The 22,666-nt window shown below is 69.3% G+C and carries 18 protein-coding genes and 1 pseudogene; 6 read left to right on the top strand and 13 right to left on the bottom strand.

The annotated features are described in order from the left end of the window. Positions 1–169: 169 nt before the first annotated feature. Genes AB0L34_RS05815 through AB0L34_RS05790 form a run of 6 tightly spaced genes read right to left on the bottom strand, consistent with a single transcriptional unit; the run spans position 170 to position 7,612 of the window. On the bottom strand, positions 170–1,840 hold the full coding sequence (locus tag AB0L34_RS05815; protein ID WP_363702240.1) for a glycoside hydrolase family 13 protein: 1,671 nt from the start codon (positions 1,838–1,840) through the stop codon (positions 170–172). Between the two features lie 35 nt (positions 1,841–1,875). Continuing rightward, a complete protein-coding gene (locus AB0L34_RS05810; protein ID WP_363702238.1) occupies positions 1,876–2,745 on the bottom strand; it encodes a carbohydrate ABC transporter permease in 870 nt (289 codons plus the stop codon). Continuing rightward, the gene (locus AB0L34_RS05805; RefSeq protein ID WP_363702236.1) at positions 2,735–3,694 is read right to left on the bottom strand and encodes a sugar ABC transporter permease; all 960 of its coding nucleotides are present in this window, start codon (positions 3,692–3,694) and stop codon (positions 2,735–2,737) included. Before AB0L34_RS05805 ends, AB0L34_RS05810 begins: the two co-directional genes overlap by 11 nt. After that, positions 3,691–4,962: a sugar ABC transporter substrate-binding protein gene (locus AB0L34_RS05800; protein ID WP_363702234.1), complete on the bottom strand. Its 1,272-nt coding sequence runs from the start codon at positions 4,960–4,962 to the stop codon at positions 3,691–3,693. Before AB0L34_RS05800 ends, AB0L34_RS05805 begins: the two co-directional genes overlap by 4 nt. Positions 4,963–4,976: 14 nt before the next feature. Beyond that, a complete protein-coding gene (locus AB0L34_RS05795; protein ID WP_363702232.1) occupies positions 4,977–6,572 on the bottom strand; it encodes an FAD-dependent oxidoreductase in 1,596 nt (531 codons plus the stop codon). Beyond that, entirely contained in the window at positions 6,569–7,612 is a 1,044-nt protein-coding gene (locus AB0L34_RS05790; RefSeq protein ID WP_363702230.1) for a LacI family DNA-binding transcriptional regulator, read from the bottom strand. The genes AB0L34_RS05795 and AB0L34_RS05790 overlap by 4 nt, the downstream gene beginning before the upstream one ends. A 172-nt stretch (positions 7,613–7,784) precedes the next feature. Here AB0L34_RS05790 and AB0L34_RS05785 point away from each other — a divergent pair, with 172 nt between their 5' ends. Beyond that, the gene (locus AB0L34_RS05785) at positions 7,785–10,187 is read left to right on the top strand and encodes a hypothetical protein (protein ID WP_363702228.1); all 2,403 of its coding nucleotides are present in this window, start codon (positions 7,785–7,787) and stop codon (positions 10,185–10,187) included. A 180-nt stretch (positions 10,188–10,367) separates the two neighbouring features. On the opposite strand, the gene AB0L34_RS05780 is transcribed toward AB0L34_RS05785, so the two are convergent. The 5 genes and pseudogenes from AB0L34_RS05780 to AB0L34_RS05760 form a co-directional block, all read right to left on the bottom strand. Further along, positions 10,368–11,828 carry an SDR family NAD(P)-dependent oxidoreductase gene (locus AB0L34_RS05780; protein ID WP_357460852.1) on the bottom strand — a complete coding sequence of 487 codons (1,461 nt, stop codon included), beginning with the start codon at positions 11,826–11,828 and terminating at the stop codon, positions 10,368–10,370. 254 nt (positions 11,829–12,082) lie between these two features. Next, entirely contained in the window at positions 12,083–12,340 is a 258-nt protein-coding gene (locus AB0L34_RS05775; protein ID WP_363702226.1) for a hypothetical protein, read from the bottom strand. Positions 12,341–12,375: 35 nt separating this feature from the next. Beyond that, entirely contained in the window at positions 12,376–12,867 is a 492-nt protein-coding gene (locus AB0L34_RS05770; RefSeq protein ID WP_363702224.1) for an NUDIX domain-containing protein, read from the bottom strand. A gap of 346 nt (positions 12,868–13,213) precedes the next feature. Beyond that, positions 13,214–13,783, bottom strand: a complete 570-nt coding sequence (locus tag AB0L34_RS05765; RefSeq protein WP_357460843.1) for a dihydrofolate reductase family protein — start codon at positions 13,781–13,783, stop codon at positions 13,214–13,216. A 398-nt stretch (positions 13,784–14,181) separates the two neighbouring features. Next, positions 14,182–14,373: pseudogene (locus AB0L34_RS05760) on the bottom strand (IS256 family transposase); the annotation flags it as partial. 411 nt (positions 14,374–14,784) lie between these two features. Here AB0L34_RS05760 and AB0L34_RS05755 point away from each other — a divergent pair. Further along, positions 14,785–15,900: a MerR family transcriptional regulator gene (locus AB0L34_RS05755; RefSeq protein WP_363702222.1), complete on the top strand. Its 1,116-nt coding sequence runs from the start codon at positions 14,785–14,787 to the stop codon at positions 15,898–15,900. On the opposite strand, the gene AB0L34_RS05750 is transcribed toward AB0L34_RS05755, so the two are convergent. Beyond that, complete coding sequence (locus AB0L34_RS05750; RefSeq protein ID WP_363702220.1) at positions 15,794–16,192, bottom strand: helix-turn-helix domain-containing protein; 399 nt, start codon at positions 16,190–16,192, stop codon at positions 15,794–15,796. The genes AB0L34_RS05755 and AB0L34_RS05750 overlap by 107 nt on opposite strands. A 541-nt stretch (positions 16,193–16,733) precedes the next feature. Here AB0L34_RS05750 and AB0L34_RS05745 point away from each other — a divergent pair. The 4 genes from AB0L34_RS05745 to AB0L34_RS05730 all read left to right on the top strand — a co-directional run bounded on the left by AB0L34_RS05745 (position 16,734) and on the right by AB0L34_RS05730 (position 21,424). Then, positions 16,734–17,450 carry an SCO2525 family SAM-dependent methyltransferase gene (locus AB0L34_RS05745; protein ID WP_363702218.1) on the top strand — a complete coding sequence of 239 codons (717 nt, stop codon included), beginning with the start codon at positions 16,734–16,736 and terminating at the stop codon, positions 17,448–17,450. Positions 17,451–17,690: 240 nt separating this feature from the next. Next, complete coding sequence (locus AB0L34_RS05740; protein ID WP_363702216.1) at positions 17,691–19,532, top strand: SCO2524 family protein; 1,842 nt, start codon at positions 17,691–17,693, stop codon at positions 19,530–19,532. After that, complete coding sequence (locus tag AB0L34_RS05735; RefSeq protein ID WP_357460828.1) at positions 19,533–20,462, top strand: SCO2523 family variant P-loop protein; 930 nt, start codon at positions 19,533–19,535, stop codon at positions 20,460–20,462. Positions 20,463–20,497: 35 nt separating this feature from the next. Continuing rightward, a complete protein-coding gene (locus AB0L34_RS05730; RefSeq protein WP_363702214.1) occupies positions 20,498–21,424 on the top strand; it encodes an SCO2522 family protein in 927 nt (308 codons plus the stop codon). Here the strand turns inward: AB0L34_RS05730 and AB0L34_RS05725 are convergent. Further along, complete coding sequence (locus AB0L34_RS05725; RefSeq protein ID WP_363702212.1) at positions 21,411–22,379, bottom strand: SCO2521 family protein; 969 nt, start codon at positions 22,377–22,379, stop codon at positions 21,411–21,413. The two genes, AB0L34_RS05730 and AB0L34_RS05725, sit on opposite strands and share 14 nt — an antisense overlap. Positions 22,380–22,666 lie beyond the last annotated feature (287 nt).

Genomic DNA, 22,666 nt, shown 5'->3' with positions numbered 1-22,666 from the left:
CGTGGGCCTTTCTCCCCCGACCGCGGGGGGGGGGGGGGGGGTTTGGCCCCCCCCCGCCGCCGTGACCGGGCGTGGGCCTGACCTGAACGACAGCCACAGCATCGCCTGACGACTCAGTCCGCGGTGCGGAGGGCTTCGTCAACGCCTGCCGTCGATCGATCCCGTCCCGCTATCCGGGCACCACCCAGACGGCCGTGTCCGGCGGCAGCCAGCCCTCGTCCAACGGGCCGCTGCCGAGCACGACCGTCCCGGCGACCGGAGACTCGATCGGGCGGCCCGACAGGTTGACCACACAGGCGAACGCTCGATGCGCCCCCCGGGTGAAGGCGAGGACCCCATCGGGTGCGGGCAGCCACGCGAACGGGCCGTCGCCGAGCGCCGGCTGTCCGCGTCGGCAGGCCAACGCGCGACGGTACAGCTCCAGCATGGAGTCGGGGTCGCCGGTCTGCGCCTCGACGGTACGGTCACGCCACCCGCGCGGCTGCGGCAACCACGGCTCGCGCGCCGCATCGGCCGGACTGAAGCCGAACGGCGGCTCCTGGCCCGACCAGGGGAGGGGTACCCGGCACCCGTCCCGGCCGAGGTTCTCGCCGTCGGTGCGGAAGAACATCGGGTCCTGGCGCAGCGCGGCGGGAATGTCCTCCACCTCCTCGAGGCCGAGTTCCTCACCCTGGTAGAGGTAAACCGAGCCGGGCAGCGCCAGATTGAGCAGCAGCGCGGCGCGGGCCCGACGCCGACCGAGCGCCCGATCGGTGGGCGCGCCGAGCTGGCGGTGTTGAAGGGTGAACGACGTGTCGGCGCGGCCGTAGCGAGTCACGTGCCGAGGCACGTCGTGATTGGACAGCACCCAGGTGGCCGGGGCGTTGACCGGGGCGTGCAGCGCAAGGGTCTCGTCGATGACCTGGCGCAGCGCGGTCGCGTCCCATGGGCAGCCGAGGAAGGCGAAGTTGAACGCGGTGTGCAGTTCGTCCGGGCTCAGGTACGCCGCGAGCCGTTCGGCGTCCGGCAGCCAGAGTTCACCGATCAGCGCGCGCGGCTCCGGGTAGCTGTCGGCGATCGCCCGCCACGCCCGGTACACGTCGTGCACCTCGTTCCGGTCGGTGTACGGGTGCGGGACCGGAAGGTCGTCCGGGTCGAAGTCGGCGAGCTCGCCGTCCTTCATCAGCAGCGCGGCCGAGTCGATCCGGATGCCGTCCACCCCGCGGTCGAGCCAGAACCGCAGTACGTCCTCGAACTCCTCGCGGACCTTCGGATGCTCCCAGTTGAGGTCGGGCTGCTCGGGCGCGAACAGGTGCAGATACCACTCGCCGGGGCCGCCGTCCGGGTTGACTGTCCGGGTCCAGGCCGGGCCTCCGAAGATGGACTGCCAGTCGTTGGGCGGTAGTTCCCCGTCCGCGCCCCGCCCCTCGCGGAACCAGAACAGGTCGCGCGCGGCCGAACCCGGCCCGCTGTGCAGCGCCTCCACGAACCACGGATGCGCGTTCGAGCAGTGGTTCGGCACTACGTCGACGACGATCCGGATACCGAGCGCATGCGCCTCGCGGATCAGGTCCTCGGCGTCGGTCAGGGTACCGAAGACCGGGTCGATGGCCCGGTAGTCGGCGACGTCGTAGCCGGCGTCCGCCTGCGGCGAGGCGTACCAGGGGTTGAACCAGATCGCGTCGACGCCGAGGCCGGCCAGGTAGCCCAGGTGTGCGCGGACGCCCTCCAGATCTCCGATGCCGTCACCGTTGCCGTCGGCGAAACTACGCGGGTAGATCTGGTAGATGACGGCGGAACGCCACCATTCGGCGGGCACCGGGCGCGCCGTGTTCGGCTCAAGGGTTTCGATCTCATCCACAGAACGACCTGCTTTCTCGTGCACCTGCCATCCCGTCAGCCCTTCAGCCCGGAGTGCGCGATGCCCTCGACGAAGTGCCGCTGCGCTGCGACGAAGACGATGAGCATGGGCACCACCGACAACGTGGCTGCCGCGAGCTGGGTGCTCCACATCTCTCCGCCGTAGGCGTCCGTGTAACGCGGCAGGGCCTGGGGCAGGGTGAACAGCTCCGGTGACGTGAGGTACACCGTGGGCTCGAGGTAGAGGTTCCACGAAGCGAGGAACGTGAGGATGGCGACGGCGGACAGGGCGGGCCGCGCGAGGGGCAGGCTGATGCGCCACCAGATCCCCGTGTGCCGTAGGCCGTCGAGGCGGGCGGCCTCCTCGAGCTCGACCGGCAGGGCGATGAAGAACTGCCGCATGATGAAGGTCGCCAGGACGCAGGGCGCCGCCAGCGCGGTCACGAGGATCAGCGGCCAGTGGGTGTTGACGAGGCCGACCTGCTTGAACATCTGGAACAGCGGCACGATGGTGACCTCGCTCGGGACGAGGAGGCCCGCGAGGACGACGATGAACAGGACATTGCGTCCGGCGAACCGGATTCTGGCGAAGCCGTAGCCCGCGAGACTCGAGACCAGCAGCGTGATGAGGGTTACCGCGGTCGCGATGTAGAGGCTGTTGAAGTACTGCCTCGCGAAGGGTTGAAAGGTGAAGACCTCCGCGTACGCGGCGGTCGTCGGCGATGCGGTGAACATCGTCGGTGGTGTCTTGAATATCTCGCTCAATGGCTTGAACGACGACGTGATCATCCACAAGGTGGGGATGACGAACGGGGTGGCGAGCAGGGCGAGCGAGCCGATGAGGACGGCGCGGCGGACCGCGCGGGCGCCGCGGCCGCGTCGGGCGGTGGTGGTGTCAGGTCTCATAGAAGACCCACTTCCGGCGAAGCTGCCACTGCAGCAGCGTGAGGAGCATGACGAAGGTGACGAGCATGAGCGCGAGGGTCGACCCGTAGCCGATGTTGTTGAACTCGAAGGCCTGCTGGAAGACGTAGTAGACGAGCACGGTGGTCGACAGGCCGGGGCCGCCCTCGGTGAGCACCGCGACCTGAGCGAACGCCTGGAGGGCGCCGACGACTGTGATGATCGCGGTGAGCAGGAGGGTCGGCGAGATGAGGGGCAGGGTGATCCGCCGGAAGATCGTCCGGCTCGAGGCTCCGTCGATGCGGGCCGCTTCGTAGAGCTCTGACGGCACCCCCTGGAGCGCGGACAGGAACAGGACCATGTTGACGCCGACGCTGCGGATGACCTGCGTGACGATGACGGATGCCATGGCGGTGTCGCCCTGCTGGAGCCAGTTCGGGCCGTCGACGCCGACGAGCGTGAGTAACCCGTTGACCCCACCGTTGTCTTGGAGGAGGAATCCCCACACGAGCGTCCAGGCGACGACCGAGACGACGACCGGGGAGAAGAACAGGGTCCGGAAGAGCGCAGTGCCGCGGAAGCGCCGGTTGAGCAGGACCGCGAGGAGGAGCCCGAGGGCGATGTTGAGGACGACGACGCCGAGGGAGAAGACCGCGGTCGCGCCGAGCACGCGGGGTAGCTGCGGGTCCTTGAACAGTTGCGCGTAGTTGTCTCCCCCGACGAACGTGAGCTGACCCGTGAAGACGTTCCACTCGTTGAGGCTGTAGTACACGGCGAGAACGACGGGAACGATGACGAAGGCGAGCACGCCGAGCAACTGCGGTGCGATGAAGAGGTAGCCGACGAGGCCCTCACCTCGCCGTGTGCGTCCGGGACGCCGCCGTGGCGGTGGCCCCGCGGCCGGAGCGACGTCGTGCTCCGCTCCGGCCGTGAGGAGCGATCCGGTCGTCACTTGGCGAGGACGGGGTCGAGGGCGGCGCAGACTGATCCGAGCACCGCGGGCACGTCGGCCTTCTCGGTCCAGAGGGCGTCGAGAGCAGCCTTGCCCCTCTTGGCGACCTCGGCCGGGTTCGTGTGGTTCGGCAGGGTGACGGCCCCGCGCAGCTGGTCGACGACGACGGACTGCAGTTGGGCGGCCGAGAGCTTCTTGTTGTTCTCCGCGAGCTTGTCGCCGGTGAGCAGCGAGGCGCGCGGCGGCGGGAAGTACTGCGCGAGGAGGCGGGCGTTCTCGGGGTTGGTCAGGTACGCGAGGAAGTTCGTCGCCTCCTCCACGTGACGGCTGGAGGCGAGGACTCCGACGCCGGCCTGCCCGATGACCGAGTAGGCGCCGGCCGGGCCCTTCGGCAGGGGGAGTACGTCGAAGGCGAAGGAACCGTCGAGCAGCGACGCGCGGGAAACCTGAGCGACGGTGAAGGCGGCGTCGCCGGCGAAGAAGTCGACCTTCGTCCCCGGCCCCGGCATCGACTTGTCGACGAAGGCCGCGTCGTGCAGGAAGCGCATGGCGTCGGTCATCTGCGGACTGTTGAAGGTGCAGGTCTTCCCGTCCGCCGACCATGCCGAGGCGCCCCAGCCCGTCCAGACGGTCGCCAACATGTTCCACGACGAGTAGTCGAAGTCCCGCACGACGAAGCCCGCCTTGCCGGTCGCCGAATGGACCGCGGCCCCGATCGCCGAGACCCGATCCCACGTGAGGCCCGCGGGGTCGAGCTTCTGCCCCGCGCGGGCGAGAAGGTCCTTGTTGACGTACAGCGCGAAGGGCGAGTTCGAGAACGGGTAGGCGAAGAGTTGACCGTCGGCCGAGAACTCGGCGGTGACGCTCTCGAGGAGGTCGTCGTAGCCCCACTCCGGTGTTGCCTTGAGGCGGTCCGTCAGCGGGACGAGCGCCTTGGCGGAGATGAGGTCCTTCGACAGGTCACCCATCCAGACGAGGTCCGGGGAGTTGCCGCCGGCAATCTGTGTCGTCAGCGTCGAGTTGTAGTCGGCGAAGGGGAGGCTGTCGAAGGTGATCGACTTGATGGCCGGCCGGGAGGCCTTGTACGACTGCGCGATCGAGTCGAGCAGCGCCAGCTGGTCCTTGTTCGACGTCCAGACAGTCATGCGGAGGTCGACGCTGCCGGGCGCGGCCGACGAGGTCTGCGGAGATGCGGCGGAGCAGCCCGACGCGGCGAGCCCGGCGACCGCCGCGAATGTGAGGGCCAGAAGCTTCCTTCGGGTGAACATGGTCTTTCTCTTCTCTAGTAGCCGGTGATGTGGGGCCAGTGGATCTCGACGCCCGCCTTGACGAGGCGGGCCTGGAACTCGGCGACGAGGGCCTGGTCGGCGAGGACGGTGGCCGGCAGCACGGATCGCTCGATGCAGAAGGCCGCGAGCTCGCCGGCGGCCTCGCCGACGTTCCACTCGACCGGGTGCAGCCGGTACGCGCCGTTGGTGATGTGCGTCGTGCCGATGTTCTTCGCTGCGGGCAGGAGGTTGGTGGTGCGCAGGGGTACGAGCGCCCCGAGGGGGATCTCGAAGGGTGCGCACTCGACGTCGATGTAGTTGTCGCCCCCGGTGGAGGGGTGAAGGTCGATCCGGTACATCCCGACGCCGACGGACGCCTCGAAGCGCGCTGGATCCGCGTGACCGCGGACGGCGACGGAGATGTCCTGCTCGACGATGGTCCGGTGGGCGCGGATCCGTCGTGACTCGCGGATGTACGGGGCCTGGGCGAAGCCGTCATCGGTGCCCACGACGTCGCCGCGGAGGCGGAGACCCGGCCAGCCCCGGCCCCCGTCGGGTCGCGGTGCCTCGGTCTGCAGCCAGTAGAAGTACGCCCGGGATTGGGCCTTCGCGGCGGCGAGGTGCTTTTCCCGGTCGGCGACGTCGATGATCGAGCCGCCGACGTAGTCGAGCTGCGGCCAGTTGGCCAGGACGATGTCGCTCTCGTAGAAGCCGGGTCGGAAGTTGCGCCGACAGGCGATCCTGCGGAACTGCCACAGGTCGCGGTCGCCCGGGTCGACGCGCGGGTCGCCGGTCGGGTCCTGCTCGGGGTTGACGTGGAGCGTACGTGCCTCCGGCTCCAGGGTGCGCGGATTCGGGGCGGTGAACGACAGCATCGGCGCTCCCCAGAAGGGCAGCTCGTGCTGGCGCCACTCGTCGTAGTTGGCCGGGCGCTCGATCGTGTGGTCGCCGGGCGCGTGGTCGAACGCGAAGCACCAGGCAATGGCCTGCACGTTGCTCACATCGGCCAGCTCCGGCGCACTCGGCTCGCCGGTCTCGGTCCGTGACTCGGTGCCGACGACGTACTCGGTGTTGGTCAGTGGGAGCAGATCGCCGGTCTCCGTCGCGTCGAGCACGAAGGGCGCCGCCACGGTGGTGAGATCTCCGGACCGAACGTCCGCGACCACGACGGAGCGGACCGTGTCGTCGACGACGACCGCGTCGACCGGGCGTGCCTGCTGCACCAGCACGAGCCGTCCGCTGGAGCGATAGGGCGCGAGCATCTGGTCGATGATCGCGACAGCGACTCTCGGCTCATGGCACAGCGCGCTGACACGTCCCCGGCCGGGGTTGAGCGCGCGGTCCGTGCGAGCCTCCTCCGACAGGGGGTAGAAGGCCCGGTAGTAGGAGCGGATCCCCTCCCGAAGCGAGCGGTAGCGGGCGGTGACGCCGAACTGCTCGACCCACACGTGCTCGTCGGGCGGGACGGCCTGGGACGTCAACTGGCCGCCGAGCCACTCATGCTCCTCGGTCAGCACGACGCGCATGCCGCGCTCGAGGGCGGCGAGGGCGGCCGCGACGCCGCCGAGCCCGCCGCCGATGACCGCGACGTCGGCGGTGATGGTCCTCATGCCGACCGCCGTTCGACGACGGTCTCGCCGGCCTCGAGATCCGCGCTGAGGAGGCGCTGGGTGTCGAGGGTGTCCCACTCCTCAGGCGCTGTTGTGATGAGGCGCTGGAGCAGGGCGAGCGCCTCCGCGGCGACCTGCCTGCGTCGCACGTGGAAACCGGTGAGGGCGCGCTCGCCGATGCGGTGCCCTCGTACTTCGGCGAGAGCGGCCACGGAGACAGCGTTCGGCACGTCGAAGCCCTCGGTGTGCAGGACGTGGACGACGTCCTCGGCGAGGAAGGCGTCCTCGGCGAGGACGAGCGTCGCCCCCGCGTCGCGCACGGTCCCGGCCACGGCGGTCAGGTCCTCGTCGGTGACGAGGGTCGTCCGGATCCGGCGCGTGGCGGCGGGGGACTGCACGGCCCCACGCCGGTCGCGCGCCGTGGCGGTCTCGCGACCGCGGTGGACGTAGACGGCCCGTTCGTGGCCCAGCCCGACCGCCCGGTCAATGAGGTCCACGGTCGGGGCCGCGTAGTCGATCCCGACGTACGGGACCCGTGCGTCCGTCTCGTCCCGGCGTCCCACCGCTACGAAGGGGAAGCGCTCGTCGACGAGTCGATCGAGATCGGCCCCGTCCATCTCCTGGCCGAGGAGGATGCAGCCGTCCGCGAGCCCCAGGCGAGTCCTGCGGTGGAACAGCTTGCGCCTCCCGTCCTGGACCGGGGAGCTGGTGAAGAAGAGGAGGTCGCAGCCGAGCGTCTCGGCGCTGCGCTCGATGCCGTTGAGCAGCGGCCCGTAGAAGTCCATGCTCTCCGGGGAGAGGGCGGGCTCGTACGTGAAAACGCCGATGATCTGGTTGTCCAGGCCCGCGAGGCGCCGCGCCGCCGGGTCGGCGACGTAGGCCGATCGCTCGATCGCCTCCATGACCCGCGCGCGTGTCGCCGCAGGGATGCGCGCGGTGGACCCTTCCCGGTCGTTGAGGACCGTCGACACGGTTGTCTGGCTCACGCCGGCGATGCGGGCGATCTCGCGTTGAGTGATCTTGCGGGACTTGGACGTCATGTGGTCTCCACCGTGATAATCCGTATCTGCACCCGGGGATGGTGAAGATAATCCGTATCAGCGGTGTTGCGCAAGAGTCTTGACGGCGCCACCGTCGGCAGTCGACGATGGCGCCGGCTCATCTGCCAATACGCATTATCACTCGGCGTCCGCCGGGGAGAGGAAGGCCACCATGGCGTCACCACGGCCCCAACAGCCCGGCCTGACCCGGCGCGGGTTCCTCGGAGCGACCCTCGTCGGGGGAGTGCTCCTCATGGCCGAGCCGAGCCCGGTGAGCGCCGCCGCCACCGAGGGCGACATCGTGCTGTCGGCGGCGGGGATCAGCGTCGTCGGGAGCGCCGGTGGGCGGCTCGCGATCCGGGACGGGGCTGGCACCGTCCGATCGCAGGGGTCGCGGTTCCAGGTCAAGGACCGGATCACGGGGATCCACGTGTCGACCGGCGGCCTCCCGAGCCTCGTCGAAGGCGCGGACGGCTCGCCGATGATCCGCATGGACTACACCTTCGGCTCGGCGGCGGGCGGGGTCGCCGTCCACGCCCTCGTGTCGGTTTCGACCGACCGCGCACACCTCGAATGGCACATCTCGGGCCCCGAGACCCTCGTGCCCGACGGGTTCCTCTTCAGCCGGGCGATCCTCAACCCGACGGAGCCGGACGACTACGTCGCGGTGACCGAGTGGGTGCGAGACGGCGCGGGCGGCATCCCCTTCGAGGTGACCTCGGGCGTCGCGCACGTGTCGACGTGGGCGGCCCTCCACGGCATGTTCCTCCTCCAACGGTCCCGACAGGCCTGGACGAACTCGACGTGGATCCACGCGCCAGGAGCCCTCCAGGATGACGGGACATTCCGGAGCGAAGCGGACTTCTTCTTCAGCACGACCCGACCCTCGGCGACGGCGACCATCGGACGTGGTCGCGACCTCGGCATCGAGCTGTGGACAAACCGCGACTTCAACATCTGGCAGGCCGGAGGCGAGCCGATGGAGGTGACGGCCCTGGTCGCGAACGGCGGCGCCAGCGACCGGGTCGTCAACCTGAGGTGGTGGGTACGCGACTTCAACGGCGCGCAGCTCGCCAACGATGTCGCGCAGATCGCCGTCCCCGCGCGGGCCGCACGGGAGCACACGTTCAGCCTCCCGGCCCCGCCCGCAGGCATCTGCGTCTGTGAGGTCACGGCGTCGTCAGAAGGGGACGAAGCCTTCGCCCGTACGAATCTCGCTGTGCTCGAACCGCACACGTACGAGGCGGGTGCGTCGAGCATGTTCGGCATGGCCAACTATCCGTGGCTGCAGCGGCCGTCCGCCGACGCGCTGCTCGACCTGTGGCAAGCCGTCGGGGTCAGTGTCGTCCGCATCTCGTATGCCGGGGGACCGGGCCTGCCGCCGAGCGCCTTCGACGAGCGGGGGATCCGCCACAACATCGAGCTCCAGCCATCCCTGCAGGTCACCGACGAGCAGGCCGCCGCCTGGGCCGCATCGAGCCTGGCCACCGCGCTCGAAGCGGGGGCAGGTTACTTCGAGGTTGGCAACGAGCTCAACCGCCCGTTCAACACCGGGCTGGCGGCGCAGGCATACATCGACAAGGCGCTGCGCCCGGTGGCGGATCGTGCCGCCGCGATCGGCGCGCCGATCAAAATCATGAACAACGGCCTGGCGGGCATGGACAAGCCGTGGCTCGAAAACTTCTACGCAGGCGGTGGCTGGGACCTCATCGACGCCTTCGCCTACCACCCGGGGCGGGGCAACTTCACCCCCGACTACGTGCCGGACGGTGACGACTGGGACGCGGGAAGCACAGGAAACTACTGGAACTTCCTCGGCGGCCTGCGGCAACTCAAGGCACTCATGGCCGAGTACGGCGAGAAGGAGATCTGGCTGACCGAGGCGTACGCGTGCACCCGGCCGAACGCCTGGTGGAACGACACCTACCGGCACGCGGCGGAAAACGTCTTCCTCACCCTCGCGCTCGCCAAGGCGGAAGGGGTACGCGGGGTCTGCTGGTACCAGTTCCACGACAGCGTCCTCGGCAACCCGCAGGTGGCCGACCCGGGCAACGTCGAGTACCACTTCGGCCTGATGAACCGTGACCTCAGCGCAAAGCCGTCGCTCCTGGCCTACGCGAACGCGGCGCGGCTGCTCGACCGGGCCGACTTCATCGGATGGCTCACGTTCGCCGACCCCGAGACCAAGGGGCTGCTCTTCGACACCCCGGACGGCGAGGCGGCGGTGCTGTGGAACCGCGCCGACGGCTACCTGCTCAACCCCGATCACGACCCGAGCGGGTGGCACTTCCCGGCCCCGGAGGTCTGGGTCGACCCGTGGCCGACAAAGACCGAGATCATGGCCGTCGCGAAGGCTGATTCAGTACGCCAGGTCGACTCCATCGGGCAGGTCACCGAGCTACCGGCGACCGGCCGCACCGTGTCGCTCGTCCTGGATGGCGCACCGCGCGTCTTCTACGGGCTCGCCCTCGTCGGCGCTCACGACGAAGCGGGCACCTGGGTCGCGCCGGGCGTGCTCCGCGTTCCCGAGGAAAGGGCGCGGCGGCGCCGACAGTTGCGGCGCCGGCCCGGCTGAGGCTGTCCCCGGCGTGCGCGACGCCAGCGACACCCGCGGCAACCCGACTGGCCCGGACCGTGAAGTCCGGGCCAGTCGTGCCCTCGACGACCTTGTCCGTGATCGACGAAATCGTCTGCCGCGCCACCTCGGCGCCATACACCTGAGCATGGGCGGCTGACGGCGGGGCGGGCGCGCGGATCACCAGGCGCAGGGCGCGTAGTCCTTCAGGAAACAGCCGTACAGGTCTTCGCCCTGTTCGCCGCGGACGATCGGGTCGTAGACCCGGGCCGCGCCGTCGACCAAGTCCAGCGGGGCGTGGAAGCCGGCGTCCGCCAGCCGCATCTTCGTCGGGTGAGGCCGCTCGTCGGTGATCCAGCCGGTGTCGACGCTGGTCATGAGAATGCCGTCGGACAGCATCTCCTGGGCGCTGGTCCGGGTCAGCATGTTCAGCGCAGCCTTGGCCATGTTGGTGTGCGGGTGCCCCGGCCCCTTGTAGCCGCGGGTGAACTGGCCCTCCATCGCCGACACGTTCACTACGTACTTGCGGCGGGCGGTCGCTGCGGCCATCGCCGGTCGCAGCCGGCTGACCAGAACGAACGGTGCGGTCACGTTGCACAGCTGCACTTCGAGCAGCTCGATCGGGTCCACCTCGTGCACCCGCTGCACCCAGCTGTTGACCGGGTCGAGGTCCGGCACCAGACCGCCGGCGTCGATGGCGGTGGCGGCCGCGATCCGTTCCGGCGAGGCGGAACCGCTGGTCAGCGCCAGCGCGGTCAGCGCGTGCGGGGGGATCACGGCCGACTGCGGCGGGGCGGCCAGGCTGCCCGCCGGGTCGCCCCAGCCGGCCGGTTTGGCGAACGTGATCATCTCCGGCAGTGGGCCGTCCGGCAGGGCCGCCGCCTCCGCGGCGACGAGTTGCGCGTACGCCCCGGGCGTGCGACGGACGGTCTGCGCCGCGTTGTTGATCAGGATGTCGAGTGGTCCCTGGCCGCTGACCGAATCAGCGAGGGCGATCACCTGGGCGGGGTCGCGCAGGTCGATCCCGACGATCCGCAGGCGGTGCAGCCAGTCCCCGCTGTCGGGCATCGCGGCGAATCGGCGGACCGCGTCGTGGGGAAACCGCGTGGTCACCGTGGTGTGCGCGCCGTCGCGCAGCAGCCGCAGCGCGATGTACATGCCGATCTTCGCCCGGCCGCCGGTGAGCAGCGCGCGCCGGCCGGTCAGGTCGGTGCGGGCGTTCCGGCGCTCCCGGTTGAGTGCGGCGCAGGGCGGGCAGAGCTGATGGTAGAAGGCGTCCACCTCGCGGTAGCGCTGCTTGCAGACGTAGCAGCCGCGCGGATTGTGCAGGATGCCGGCCGTGGCGCCGACGGTGGGGGAGGTGAGCGGGATGCCCTGGGTCTCGTCGTCGATCCGGCCCGGGGCACCGGTGGCGGTGGCCGCCGTCACCGCGCGGTCGGCCGCCGCGATGGCATTCCGCCTTTCCTCGCGTCGCCGCTGCTTGATCACCTTGTAGAGTTTCGCGGTAGCCCGTTGCACCCGCACCACGTCGGGGTGGTCGGGAGGCAGGTCCTCCAACGCCTCGAAGACGCTGAGGCAGGTCTCCAGCCGGTCGCGGTCAATGCCGTACTGACCGGTTTCCGTAATGTTGTCCGCCGTCATGCCGTCGCTGTCTCATCCCGTTCCCTGCGCCGGGTCTACCCGGCCCCACCCCAAGTCCGACCCGGAACTGTACGCACCGCACGGCCTCCGACGCATCCCGCGTCTGCTCATCAGCCCAAAGCCCGTCGAGGCCAGCCTCGCCCGAGGTCCACCGAACAATGCATCCCCAGCCACGGCGAGTTCGGGGGCGGCCATGGGCAGGCCAGTCGCGCCGCCACCGGAGTCGATTCCCGCACGACGGCACGACGGCCTGCTCATGTGCCGGCCGTCACTCCGGCAGCCTGGTCAAGCTGCTCGCCATGTACGCGACGCACACTCCGAAGGTTCTTCGCGCCGGTCACCTTGACCAGCCTGGCCGGGCTGCGGCAGTGGCGGCCCGTTGCGACGATGTCGACCTCGTCAAGGAACTCATCAAACGGCAGCTGATGTTCGGTATCGAGCGTTGGGGTCGCCACGGGAACTGTCCGGTCGTAGCCGCCGTGGTCGTCGGCGAGGTAGCCGTCAAGACTCATGGCCAATCGCAGGCTGATTTGCCCCGATATATGCCTCATGCCTGCGAGTGTGGTGACGAGCAGCGATGGATCTCCGGACCGCTCGGCGATGCGGCTGTCCGTGCTTCGTCGCGACGAGGCAGCCGGTCAGGCTCAGGCAGAGAACGAACCAATGCCGCCAAGTCGCCATGCACGAGGGGAAGGCCGCTCAGCTCGCTGATCCCGACCCATGCGATGTCGTCATGCTCGTCAGGCGCGCGGTTGGTCGGAGAGCCAACCCAGTCTCCAATTTGCCAGACGCCCACGTGAACGGCGTCCTCACCACTGCCGGCATGCAAGTCGCCCAACCGCGAAGCGGACTCCGCCACAATGTGAACACCGAGCTCCTCGTGCATCTCGCGCGCGAGGGCTTGTAGTTCCGACTCACCCGCTTCGACATGCCCCCCGGGCAGATCCCAGAGATCTGGGTATGCCCGGCGGGTCGGGCTGCGGTGTACCAGCAGGACCGCGCCGTTTTCGACGAGTGCGCCGGTGACGACGACATGCATGGCGGGATTAGAGCACAGGGATAGGACAATCTCGCTCCAGCCAAAGGGGACGCGCAGACGTCCGGATCTGCCGCTGATCACGCGCCCGGTCAGCGTCCGCTCGTGCCGATGAGCGTGTGCGGTCGCGCTGTGTGGCCGGAAACTGCCCGGACATGGCCATCTCGTCACGCAGCATGCGGATGCTGAGTAGCTCGACACCCCGCCCGACCCGTCATCTACCGGCACCTCGGGGATGCAGCTTGCGCCCGTTCTGTCCGCACGTTTGGGACGGTCCGAACCCTCGCATCAGGCGCGAGAACCGTCGTTCCGTCGCGAGGCAGCGGCGAATGTGCCAGGACAAATCGCGTCAAGCCGTTACTCGCGTGGGCCGGTATCGCAGGGCGACCGCCCCCGACCGGAACTCATGGCGATCCACGAGCTCGAGCTGGATGCGCTCGCGCAGACCGGCGAGCAACGTCGGCCCGTGTCCGGCAAGGACCGGCTGCACAAGGAACACGTACTCGTCGATCAGTCCCAGATCTGCCAACGCCAGGGGGAGCGTCACGCCACCCACGAACAGGCCCTCGCCTGGCTCCTGCTTGAGCCGCTGAACCGCTTGCCCCAAGTCGCCTCGCACCAGCTCGGCATTCCAATCGACCCCGCTCAGCTTGCTCGACACGACGTACTTCTTCGTCCGGTCGATGGTCTCGGCGAACGGGATCTCCCACTCATCCATCCAGTCAGGCCATGTGCCCGTGGCCGGCTGCCGCCACGCCGACTCCATCATCTCGTAGGTCACCCGGCCGAATAGCAGGGCATCGGCTCGTTCCATCTCAGCGGTCCAGTAGCGCATCGACTCCTCGTCGGGGGCGAGCCCTGCCTCGTGATGGCAGCAGCCGTCGAGTGTGACGTTGATCGAGTATCGAAGTGGTCTCATCTCGGTGCTCTCCCTTGATGCGCGCAGCGCGTTTTCACCGGACCGTGTTCAGACTACTGTCGGCGCCATTTCTCATCGGCGCCCGATCCCACCTACTCAACACCGTCGTGGTGCGAACCAGACCGCAGACCGAGCGCGCGACCGATTCGGCGATCTGCTCAAGCCGCGGTCAGCCGGCGACTGTCCCAGAACGCGCGGCCGAAGCGGCTCCTTCGCATCGCCGAGCGCCGGCAGCTGGCTGGGGTGCGTCGCGGCTCTCCTTGTCTCTATCCACGCCACGTGGTCACCACCGCCGGGAGGTCGGTGGCCGTCAGCGGGCAAATCTCGTCAGCCACCCACAGATTGAGCGTTCGCGCGGCTTGAGCGTCATCTCCTGACTCGTGGTCAGGTTGGTCGTCGGGTCGTTCGACGATGCGCCCTTTGTCGGCGCCGGCGCGGACGAGAGCGACGAGGTGGGGTGCGTTGACGGCGCGCCAGCGGCGTTGGGCGGACTCGATGAGCTTGAAGGCCATGGCGATGCCGGCAGCGCGGGAGCCGGGTCCCATGGCGACCCGCTGACGGAGCCGGATCGTGGCGAAGGTGGACTCGATCTTCAACATGGGCGTACCTTCCCGAACCGGCGCGCCAACGCCGGCCATGATCAGAGTGGCTTCGTTCTCAGAGCTACCTCGGGAAGGTGCGCCCGATCACGTCACCCCACCGAGGGCTATCCACAGTTTCTGATCATTCCTCCTTCGACCGCCCAGACACGGTCTCGCGGCGGACCCCGCTTGAGCCTCTCCGCGCCACGGTGACCGACCGGGACGCATGCCAAAACAGAGCCACACCAAGACTTGCGGTGGGCAGCCCAGCCGATGAGAGAGCGACCCGCCGGTCACCTCGACCTAACCTGGCCGGGCTGCGGTCGTACCGCCAGTAGACAAGTAGCCGATGAGCGAAACTCGATTGCCAGCAGCGAAGCGCTTGCTCCTCACGCGGCGTCATGCCACATAGTCGGTGGCGTGGAGGAGCACCTGACCGTGGGGCGTGTGGCGGAGTTGGCCGGCGTCAGCGTCCGCACACTGCATCACTATGACGCGATCGGCCTCCTGGAGCCGTCCACGCGGACCGCGGCTGGGCACCGGGCCTACTCCCCGGGCGATGTGGAGCGACTCCGGGAGGTGCTCGCCTACCGGCGGCTCGGCTTCGGATTGCGGGAGATCGCGGATCTCGTTGACGATCCGGCCACCGACGCGGTGGCGCACCTGTGCCGGCTGCGCGGCCTGCTGATGGACCAGCGCGACCGCGCTGCTGCCATGGTGACGGCCATAGACAGGGAACTGGAGGCACGAGCAATGGGAATCAGGACGACGCCGGAGGAGCAACTGAGGGTGTTCGGCGCGCAGTTGTACGACGTCATCGGATCCGCATATCCAGCGACGCGGCGCACCGAGCCACGGATCGCCGCGCGCATCTGGGATGCGCTGGGGGACGCACGAACGGTGCTGAACGTCGGGGCTGGCACCGGCTCGTACGAACCACCCGACCGTGACGTCACGGCGGTGGAACCGTCTGCGGTCATGCGGGCACAGCGTCCCGTGGGCGCGGCGCCGTGCGTGGCCGCCGCTGCGGAGAGTCTGCCGTTCGAGGACCAGTCCTTTGACGCCGCGATGGCGGTCAGCACCGTTCATCACTGGCCGGATCCGGTCGCCGGGCTGCGTGAGATGCGGCGGGTGGCCCGCCGCGTGGTGGTATTCACGTACGACGCCGATGACACCGGCTGGCGTCAGCGGTTCTGGCTCACCCGCGACTACCTGCCTGAGTTCGCAGATCTCCTCGTCGGCTGGCCGTCCTTGGCCGACCTGACCCGCGCGATCGGAGGACGCGCGGAGCCGGTGCTCGTCCCGTGGGACTGCGCTGACGGGTTCTTCGAGGCATACTGGCGCCGGCCTGAGGCGTACCTGGACGAACATGTACGCCGCGCGGTTTCGGTATGGACCAGAGTCGGACCGCAGGCGGAGCAACGGGCAGTCAGCGCACTCCGCAAGGACCTTTCCTCGGGCCGGTGGGCCGAGCGTAACCGCGACCTGGTCGCCCTCGAGGCGGCAGAGCTCGGTCTCCGCCTGCTCGTAGCCTGAACCACCGCGCGGCGGAAACGCCGCCAGACGGCTGACCGCCGGGCTCGTTGGATTGCCGCTCGGACAGCTCCCCATCCGAGACGTACGGCAGCCCGGCCTTTCGGGCTTCCTGCCGCGCGCGCAGCCCGTCGTTGAACCCCACCCGCGCGCACCCGAACGCCCTCACCAGCGCTTCCTGCTGGCCCGGCGTCGGGTGGACGCGGTAGTTGTACCGAAGCTGCACGTCACTGGTGAACAGCCTCAGGGGCGTGTCCTCGCGGCGGACCCGGCAGAGCTTCCCGGCCTGGTTCATCACTACTACCGGGCCAACAGACAGTGTTCCGCTTCGTACCTCGCCGGGTCCGTCGCCGGCGCACCCATGACTGTCCTACGCCAGAACATCGAGCAGCAGAACCAGCTGGCCTGCAACACGCCCGGGCCTTGACCGCCCTCCCGCGCGGGGCCTTCACCCCCGCCCCGAAGGGCGGAGCACTGGCCCGCATCCCGGTGGCCTGTCCAGCCCTGCCGGCCTGGTCAGTGCCTCGTCGCCCCGCCCCGCGTCGAGGGTCACCGCGCTGGCGACGAGGAGAATGGCGCTGACTACGTTGACCACCGTGATCTTCTCGTCCGGAACGCCGCATCGATGGCGACGGTCGTAGTCGGTAAAGTGCCGCTGCTTGCGGGCCAACACCACCTTCGATACACAATGGGCAGTGAGAAGGAGCGCGCCGGAACGACGATCAATGTGATCCGCCGACATCGATGGAGGCCCGTCCATGACGTTGACCCCGGCGGCTGGCGGCGGTTGCGGCGAGTCGTCGACCCCACCCCCGCCTATCCAGTCTCCGAGGCCGGTGAATTCTGACGTCGAGTGGGACAGCTTCGACCCCCAGGCGTACGTCCGGCACAACTACGCGGTTCTGCGTGCCGATGATCGTGAAATCCTCTGCCGTACCAGAGACTTTCTCGCCGGGGCGAAACTCTCCGGCGCGCGCTGTGTCGACGTGGGGTCGGGGGCGAACCTCTACCCGGCGCTGTCGCTGCTGCCGTTTGCGCGCACGATCGACCTGTGTGACTGGTCGATGTCTAATGTGAGCTGGCTGCGTACGCAGATCGACAGCTACGACGAGCTCTGGGACCCGTACTGGCGGGTGTGCGCGGAGCACCCGGCGTACTCGGCGCTGACCGATCCGCGGGGCCGTCTGGCGCGGGTGGGCCGAGTGCTGAGGGCCAGTGTCTTCGACGTGCCGAGGCACGCCTGGGACGCCGGCACGATGTTCTTCGTAGCCTGCTCCATATCGGCCGACCGCGCGGAGTCCGAGCACGCGATCGACCGTTTCCTTGGAGCGCTGCGGCCCGGCTCGCCCTTTGCCGTGGCGGTCATGCTCGGCTCCCGCGGCTACCGCGTCGGCCAGCGCTTGTTCCCGGCCGTGGCGCTGCAGCGCGCCGAGGCGGTGGCCAGCATCGCGGCCGGTGCGTACGACCTGGCCGTCCACGAGGTGCGGCTCACCCCGCCGCTGCGTGACGGGTACCTGAGCATGCTGCTGACCACCGGCCGTACCCGCGGATAGTGCCGATGCCTGATCATGGGAGGCGCCGGCGCCGTCAGGTCGGCGCGGCCTACCGGTACGGGCATTCGCGCCGCGCCCGATGGGTCGGGTCGCCGACACGCGGCCATCGAAGCTGTTCGAGTGGCACTCGACTGGCCCGCTACCATGTTGGTGCGCGTCATTGCGGATCACCGTAGATCATCCTGTGAACGGCAGCACCAGCAGTTTCGAGTCGACGACTACAGCAGACGGCGGTGAATCGTGCGGATACAGCCACGCCAGGAGATTCTCGACATCTGGCGGGCCACGGTGCGTAGTTGCTGGCAGAACGGTGAATGGCACTGGGGTGGTCGAAGTGGCAGCAACTCGATCAGCGACGCGGAGCAACTGCTGACCCTGCTGCTCCCGGCGGCCCGGGTCCCCGTGCTGTCGCTCGACGACCCGGATCGCGCCGACGAAGAGGTGATCGAGGCGCTCAGCCCGATCGGCGGCGCGATCGAGATTCCCCGCCGGCTGGTCAGCGTGATCACCGACTATTTCACGCGGTACACCGACGACACCGGCACCCCGATCTTCAGCGGCGGTAGCTACCTCGCCCCGTTGGAGGGGGGCTCGGAGCTCACCGACGAGCAACGCTCCCTGGACATCGTCGACTCGTTCGCGGTCTCCGTCACGCTTACCCTGGCGACGATCGGCTTCGTCAAGGTCTACCGTGGCGCCACCAAGCGTCGCGACCTGCTGGCGCAACTGGACGCCCTGGAAGCGATGGCCAGCGCGCGGCTCACCGCGGCCATGGTCGGCCTGCTCCGCAGCTTCAGTACCTTCGTCTTCACCTCCAGCGACGAGTACGGCGTCCGGCTGTGCGACATGATCAACCAGGACGAGTTGCCGCGCCGCGAAGTCGTGGCCGCGCTGCGCGAACAGCTGCGGGAGACCATGGCCAGCCTGCGCAGCGTGGTCATCGGGTCGGGCCGGGTGACCGAGGACCTGGACAACAGCGAGATGCTGTTCGAGTGCGGCTGGTCGTGGGGGATCATCGCCGGAGCCGAGGAGGTCCCGACCACCGAGCCGATCGGCCTGCAGCGGGAGGGCTCGGCGGAGAACGCTCCCTACCTCTACTTCACCGTCATCGCGATGGACGCCATCGAGGACCTGAACTCCGAACGCACGCGCCTGCTCGGGTTGCTCAACGAGGAGCAGCAGCGGCTGTCTCGGGCGCTGCAGCTGCGCTGGGAGCTGACCCGGACCTACTGGGCGACGGTGGCGACCTTCGGCAACCGACGGCGGTGGCCCATCGAGGACATTCCCTGGCGGACGACCGACGGTGACCGGACCGACTACTACACCCTCCAGGCCACGTCGCTGGCGGTGAAGGGCCTGATCGCCGGCGGGCGCGGCGCCGACGAGGAACTCGGCCGGATCGCCTCGGTGCTGGTGGAGCTGGCCCAGCGGGCGCGGATCACCCGGCGTGCCTCGCCCGACGAGCCGGCGCTGCTCCTGCACGCGCCAGGCAAGCAGGTGACCCTGAACGACGACACGTCGAAGCCGATCATGACGTGGAACGTGAACGAGTACTCCACGGTGCTGCTCCAGCGGGCAGCCACCGTCGCCGGTCTGCTGAGCAACGCCCGGCGGCGCAGCGAGCTGCTCGAGCTGGCGGACGAGGTGTGGGACCACCTGCTGCTGCGGCGTATCCCCGACGGCCAGCACCGAGGGCTGTGGGACCACGCCGGCGGTGCCTTCCCCGGGCTGGCGCCGAAGCCGGACGCACCCTCCTGGTACCTGACCGAGCGGGTGGTGGAGGCGCTGGTCAGCGCCGGTCAGCTGCTCTGGGACCGGCCGTTCCCGCGGGCCGGCCGGCTCGCCGCGTACGCGCAGGATCTCATCGACGAGGCCGAGTACCTGTTCGACCGGGAGCTGATGCGCGGCACGTTCGCCGGTGAGGCGATGCAGCGCAGCATGCGCAGCATCCGGGCCAGCCTGCGCCGGGCGCAGCTGCTGGTGGACGAACGCCCCGGCACGGCGGCCGCCCTGGCGAACACCCTGCTGCTGCTGCTCAACGACGTCGCCACCGGGCAGCAGAAGGCCAGCGAGGGGATCTGAATGCTGGTTTTCGTCACGTCGCACAAGGGCGGTACCGGGCGCTCGGTGACCGCGGCGAACATCGCCTACCGCAGCGCGTTGTCCGGCCGCCCCACCTGCTACCTGGACTACGATTTCGGCTCGCCGACGGCCGGCATCACGTTCCAGATCCCGCAGGCCGTCAACGGGGTGGAGGGCGCCGGGCCCAACGGCGGCGGCCTGCACCGGTATCTGCGCGGGGAGATCCCGTCTCCGGAACAGTTGGACGTGTGGGGCACGTCGGAGCGGGCCAGCCTGCGTCAGCGGCCCATCGGGTCCGGTCCGCTGGTGCTCCTGCCCGGGCAGCGCAACGGCAGCGAGTTCGGTTTCACCAACGACATCGCCAAGCGCTGCGCCGAACTCTTCCTTCGACTTGAGGAGGAGTTCGACCTGACCCTGGTGGACCTCAGCGCCGGCCGGTCGTACGCCAGCCAGATCGCGCTGGCGGCCACCGCCACCCCGACCCTGCGCAAGGTCACCGTTCGCTGGTTGGTCTTCCACCGGTGGACTCCCCAGCACGTCACCGCGGCTGCGGATCTGGCCTTCGAGGCGGGCGGGATCGTGGCCATGGGCAAGGAGTACGGTCACGAGCCGGAGCGGCTGCGGGAGTCGCTGCGGTTCGTCCGCACGGCGGTGATCGATTCACGCGGCCCCGAGGTCGGCTACCTCGACCTTGCGCAGCAGGCGTTCCTGCGCAAGTGCGACGCGGAGCTGTCGGAGTTGGCCCGACGGCGGGGCGTCGGGCGCACCACGCTGTTCGGCGCGGTGCCGCTGGATCCTCTGTTGCAGTGGCGGGAGCAGCTCATCTCGGACCACGACGTGCAGAGCAAGATCGCGAACGTCAAGACCGTGGACGCCTTCGTGGATCTGACCGAGAAGCTCTTCGACGAGACGGCATGGGAGACCGTGTGATTGGCGTGGATGTCAGGTTCCAGGAGGCAGCTGCGGTGCGACGTACAGAGAGCGTGGCGTACTCGCATCTGTCCGTGGAGCTGGGGCACTTCTACGCGGAGGACTTCGGCGACGGATGCCAGGAGCTGCGACGCAAGTTCGAGCGGATCGCGGACTGGTCGGCCGCGATCCCGGCCCTGGCCCGACGAGGCCTGCCCCCACACCGGCAACCGCGGATCAGCACCTGCTTCATGGTGGACGACTACTTCCACCGCTTCGGTACCCCCCGTGAGGTGATCCCGCAGGTGCAGAGCGCCGCGGCGGAGCACGGCCTGACGCTGGACTACGTGGCCCGGGAGTCCAGCTTCGCGCGGCACGACGGTGTCGAGCTGGCCCAGCTGGTGGTCGACACACTGGTGGTGGAACCGCCCCGGCACACCACCGGCAGTCGCCCCCCGCTGAGCGAGTCGGGATGGCTGTCCAACGGTAAGCGGTCGCCCGGCCACGTCGACGCCCCGGCGATGACCCTGCCACGGCCGTGGTCGCCGCCGGTGCAGTCCGGCGATCCCCAGCACTCCATCTTCGTCGACATCGAGCTGTGGTCCGACGAACCGAACACCCGGGTGTGGGCCTGCGCGCTGCTCGCCTCGGTCTGGCAGTTGACCCGGCTGGGCGTGCTACGGCACCGGGGTGAGACGATCAGGCAGCCGTGCCGGCTGACCGGGGAGCTGCCCACCGACTGGGACGAACTGCCCGCGATCGTCCAGCTGAACCCGGTCGCCGCGCCGTTCTGCGCGTACCGCACGCTGACCCTCATGGACACCCAGTACCTGCCGGTGGAGCTGGCCGTACGGACCATCCTCGGCCAGGTGGCGGTACCGCCGGCAGTCGCGCAGCAGGTCGCCAAGCGGGCCGGCGGCGAGGGCCTGCAGCTGCCGAGCGAGCTGGTCGACCGGTTGAGCTACGTGTTCATCGGCGAGTGAGCGGGCCGCACGGCTGCTTGACCGCCACCCGGTCGGCCAGGTCGCGCAGCAGCGCCATGTTGTTCACGCTGATCTGATCCCGGATCCAGTTGACCGACGACTTCCACTGCCGGCTGAACCCGGGTACCTGCTCCAGGCGGTCCCAGATCGGCCGCAGCCGCGGGTGGACCCGAGCGCCAGGCAGCCACAGGTGCAGCAGGTGCTCCAGCACCGGCCGCAGCCGCTCGATGTGCTCCTGCCCGGAGGCCGGTCGGGTGACCGCGGCCTCCACCAGGGAGGACAGCATGGTCAGCAGCCAATCGTGCAGCGCGAGATCTTCGCAGAGGCCGGCCACAGCGGCCGGCACGTCCTGCGGGCCGACCACGAGTTCGACCGTGCGCAGCGTGGGGGAGTCCACGGTGACCACCGCCGAGACGGCCCGGCCCGGCTGCTGGTCGACCTGCGCGGTCCAACGCAGCCGGGTGCGCGCCGCGCGCAGTGGCGGGTGCCGGTCCAGCAGGTCGGACATCTGCACGCCGTCGAGTACCCGGCCGGTGATCGCCTCCAGGTTCAGCACGTCCGCGTTGTCGCCGTGCAGGAAGCCTGCCGTCAGGTCCGCGGCGTCCAGCCTGCCGACCGTCTCAAGGACGCCGGGGTTGGCCAGATAGTGCGACCATGGCTGGCGGCGATCGCCCGCGACGACCTGGATCACCGAGGATGCCTGCACGAGTCGGCCACCGGTGATGATGGCCCGGGTGACCACCGCACCCACCCCGCGCAGTTGGCGCTTCCTGGCGCTCGGCAGCCAGCAGTCCACGCCGGTGCGGACGTCGGGCGACACCGCGTAGAGCGAAGGGCGCCGGGAGGTCAGCACGACCTCGCCCTCGACCAGGCCGAGCACCTCGGAGCTCTGCTCCTGGGTCAGCGCCGTGCTGTGCTGCAGCAGGCTGGTGTGCACCTCACCCACCGTGAGCATGGCTTCCTCCGCATTGCCGGCACCGGTCCGCGGGCGCCCCGCGGCGTGCGGTCCCATGGTGATTGACGTACGCCGCCGTGACCCGCACCGACACGGACCCGTCTGGGATTACCGAAACTCCTCGTGAGCACGGGATTCGGCTCGCCCGGACCCGTATCTGTCCTGGGGCCATCATAGGCCCACCCTTGGCGGGATTCCCATGTACGGCAGGGTTGCGGGTGTTTGCGGGTCAGAGGGATGTGAAGGCAGCTGATATTTTCAATGGTGCGGTCGCCAGCCACTCCCTG

This window comes from Micromonospora sp. NPDC052213 (assembly GCF_040679695.1).
Lineage (GTDB): Bacteria > Actinomycetota > Actinomycetes > Mycobacteriales > Micromonosporaceae > Micromonospora.
This window is presented reverse-complemented; position numbering and strand designations above follow the sequence as displayed.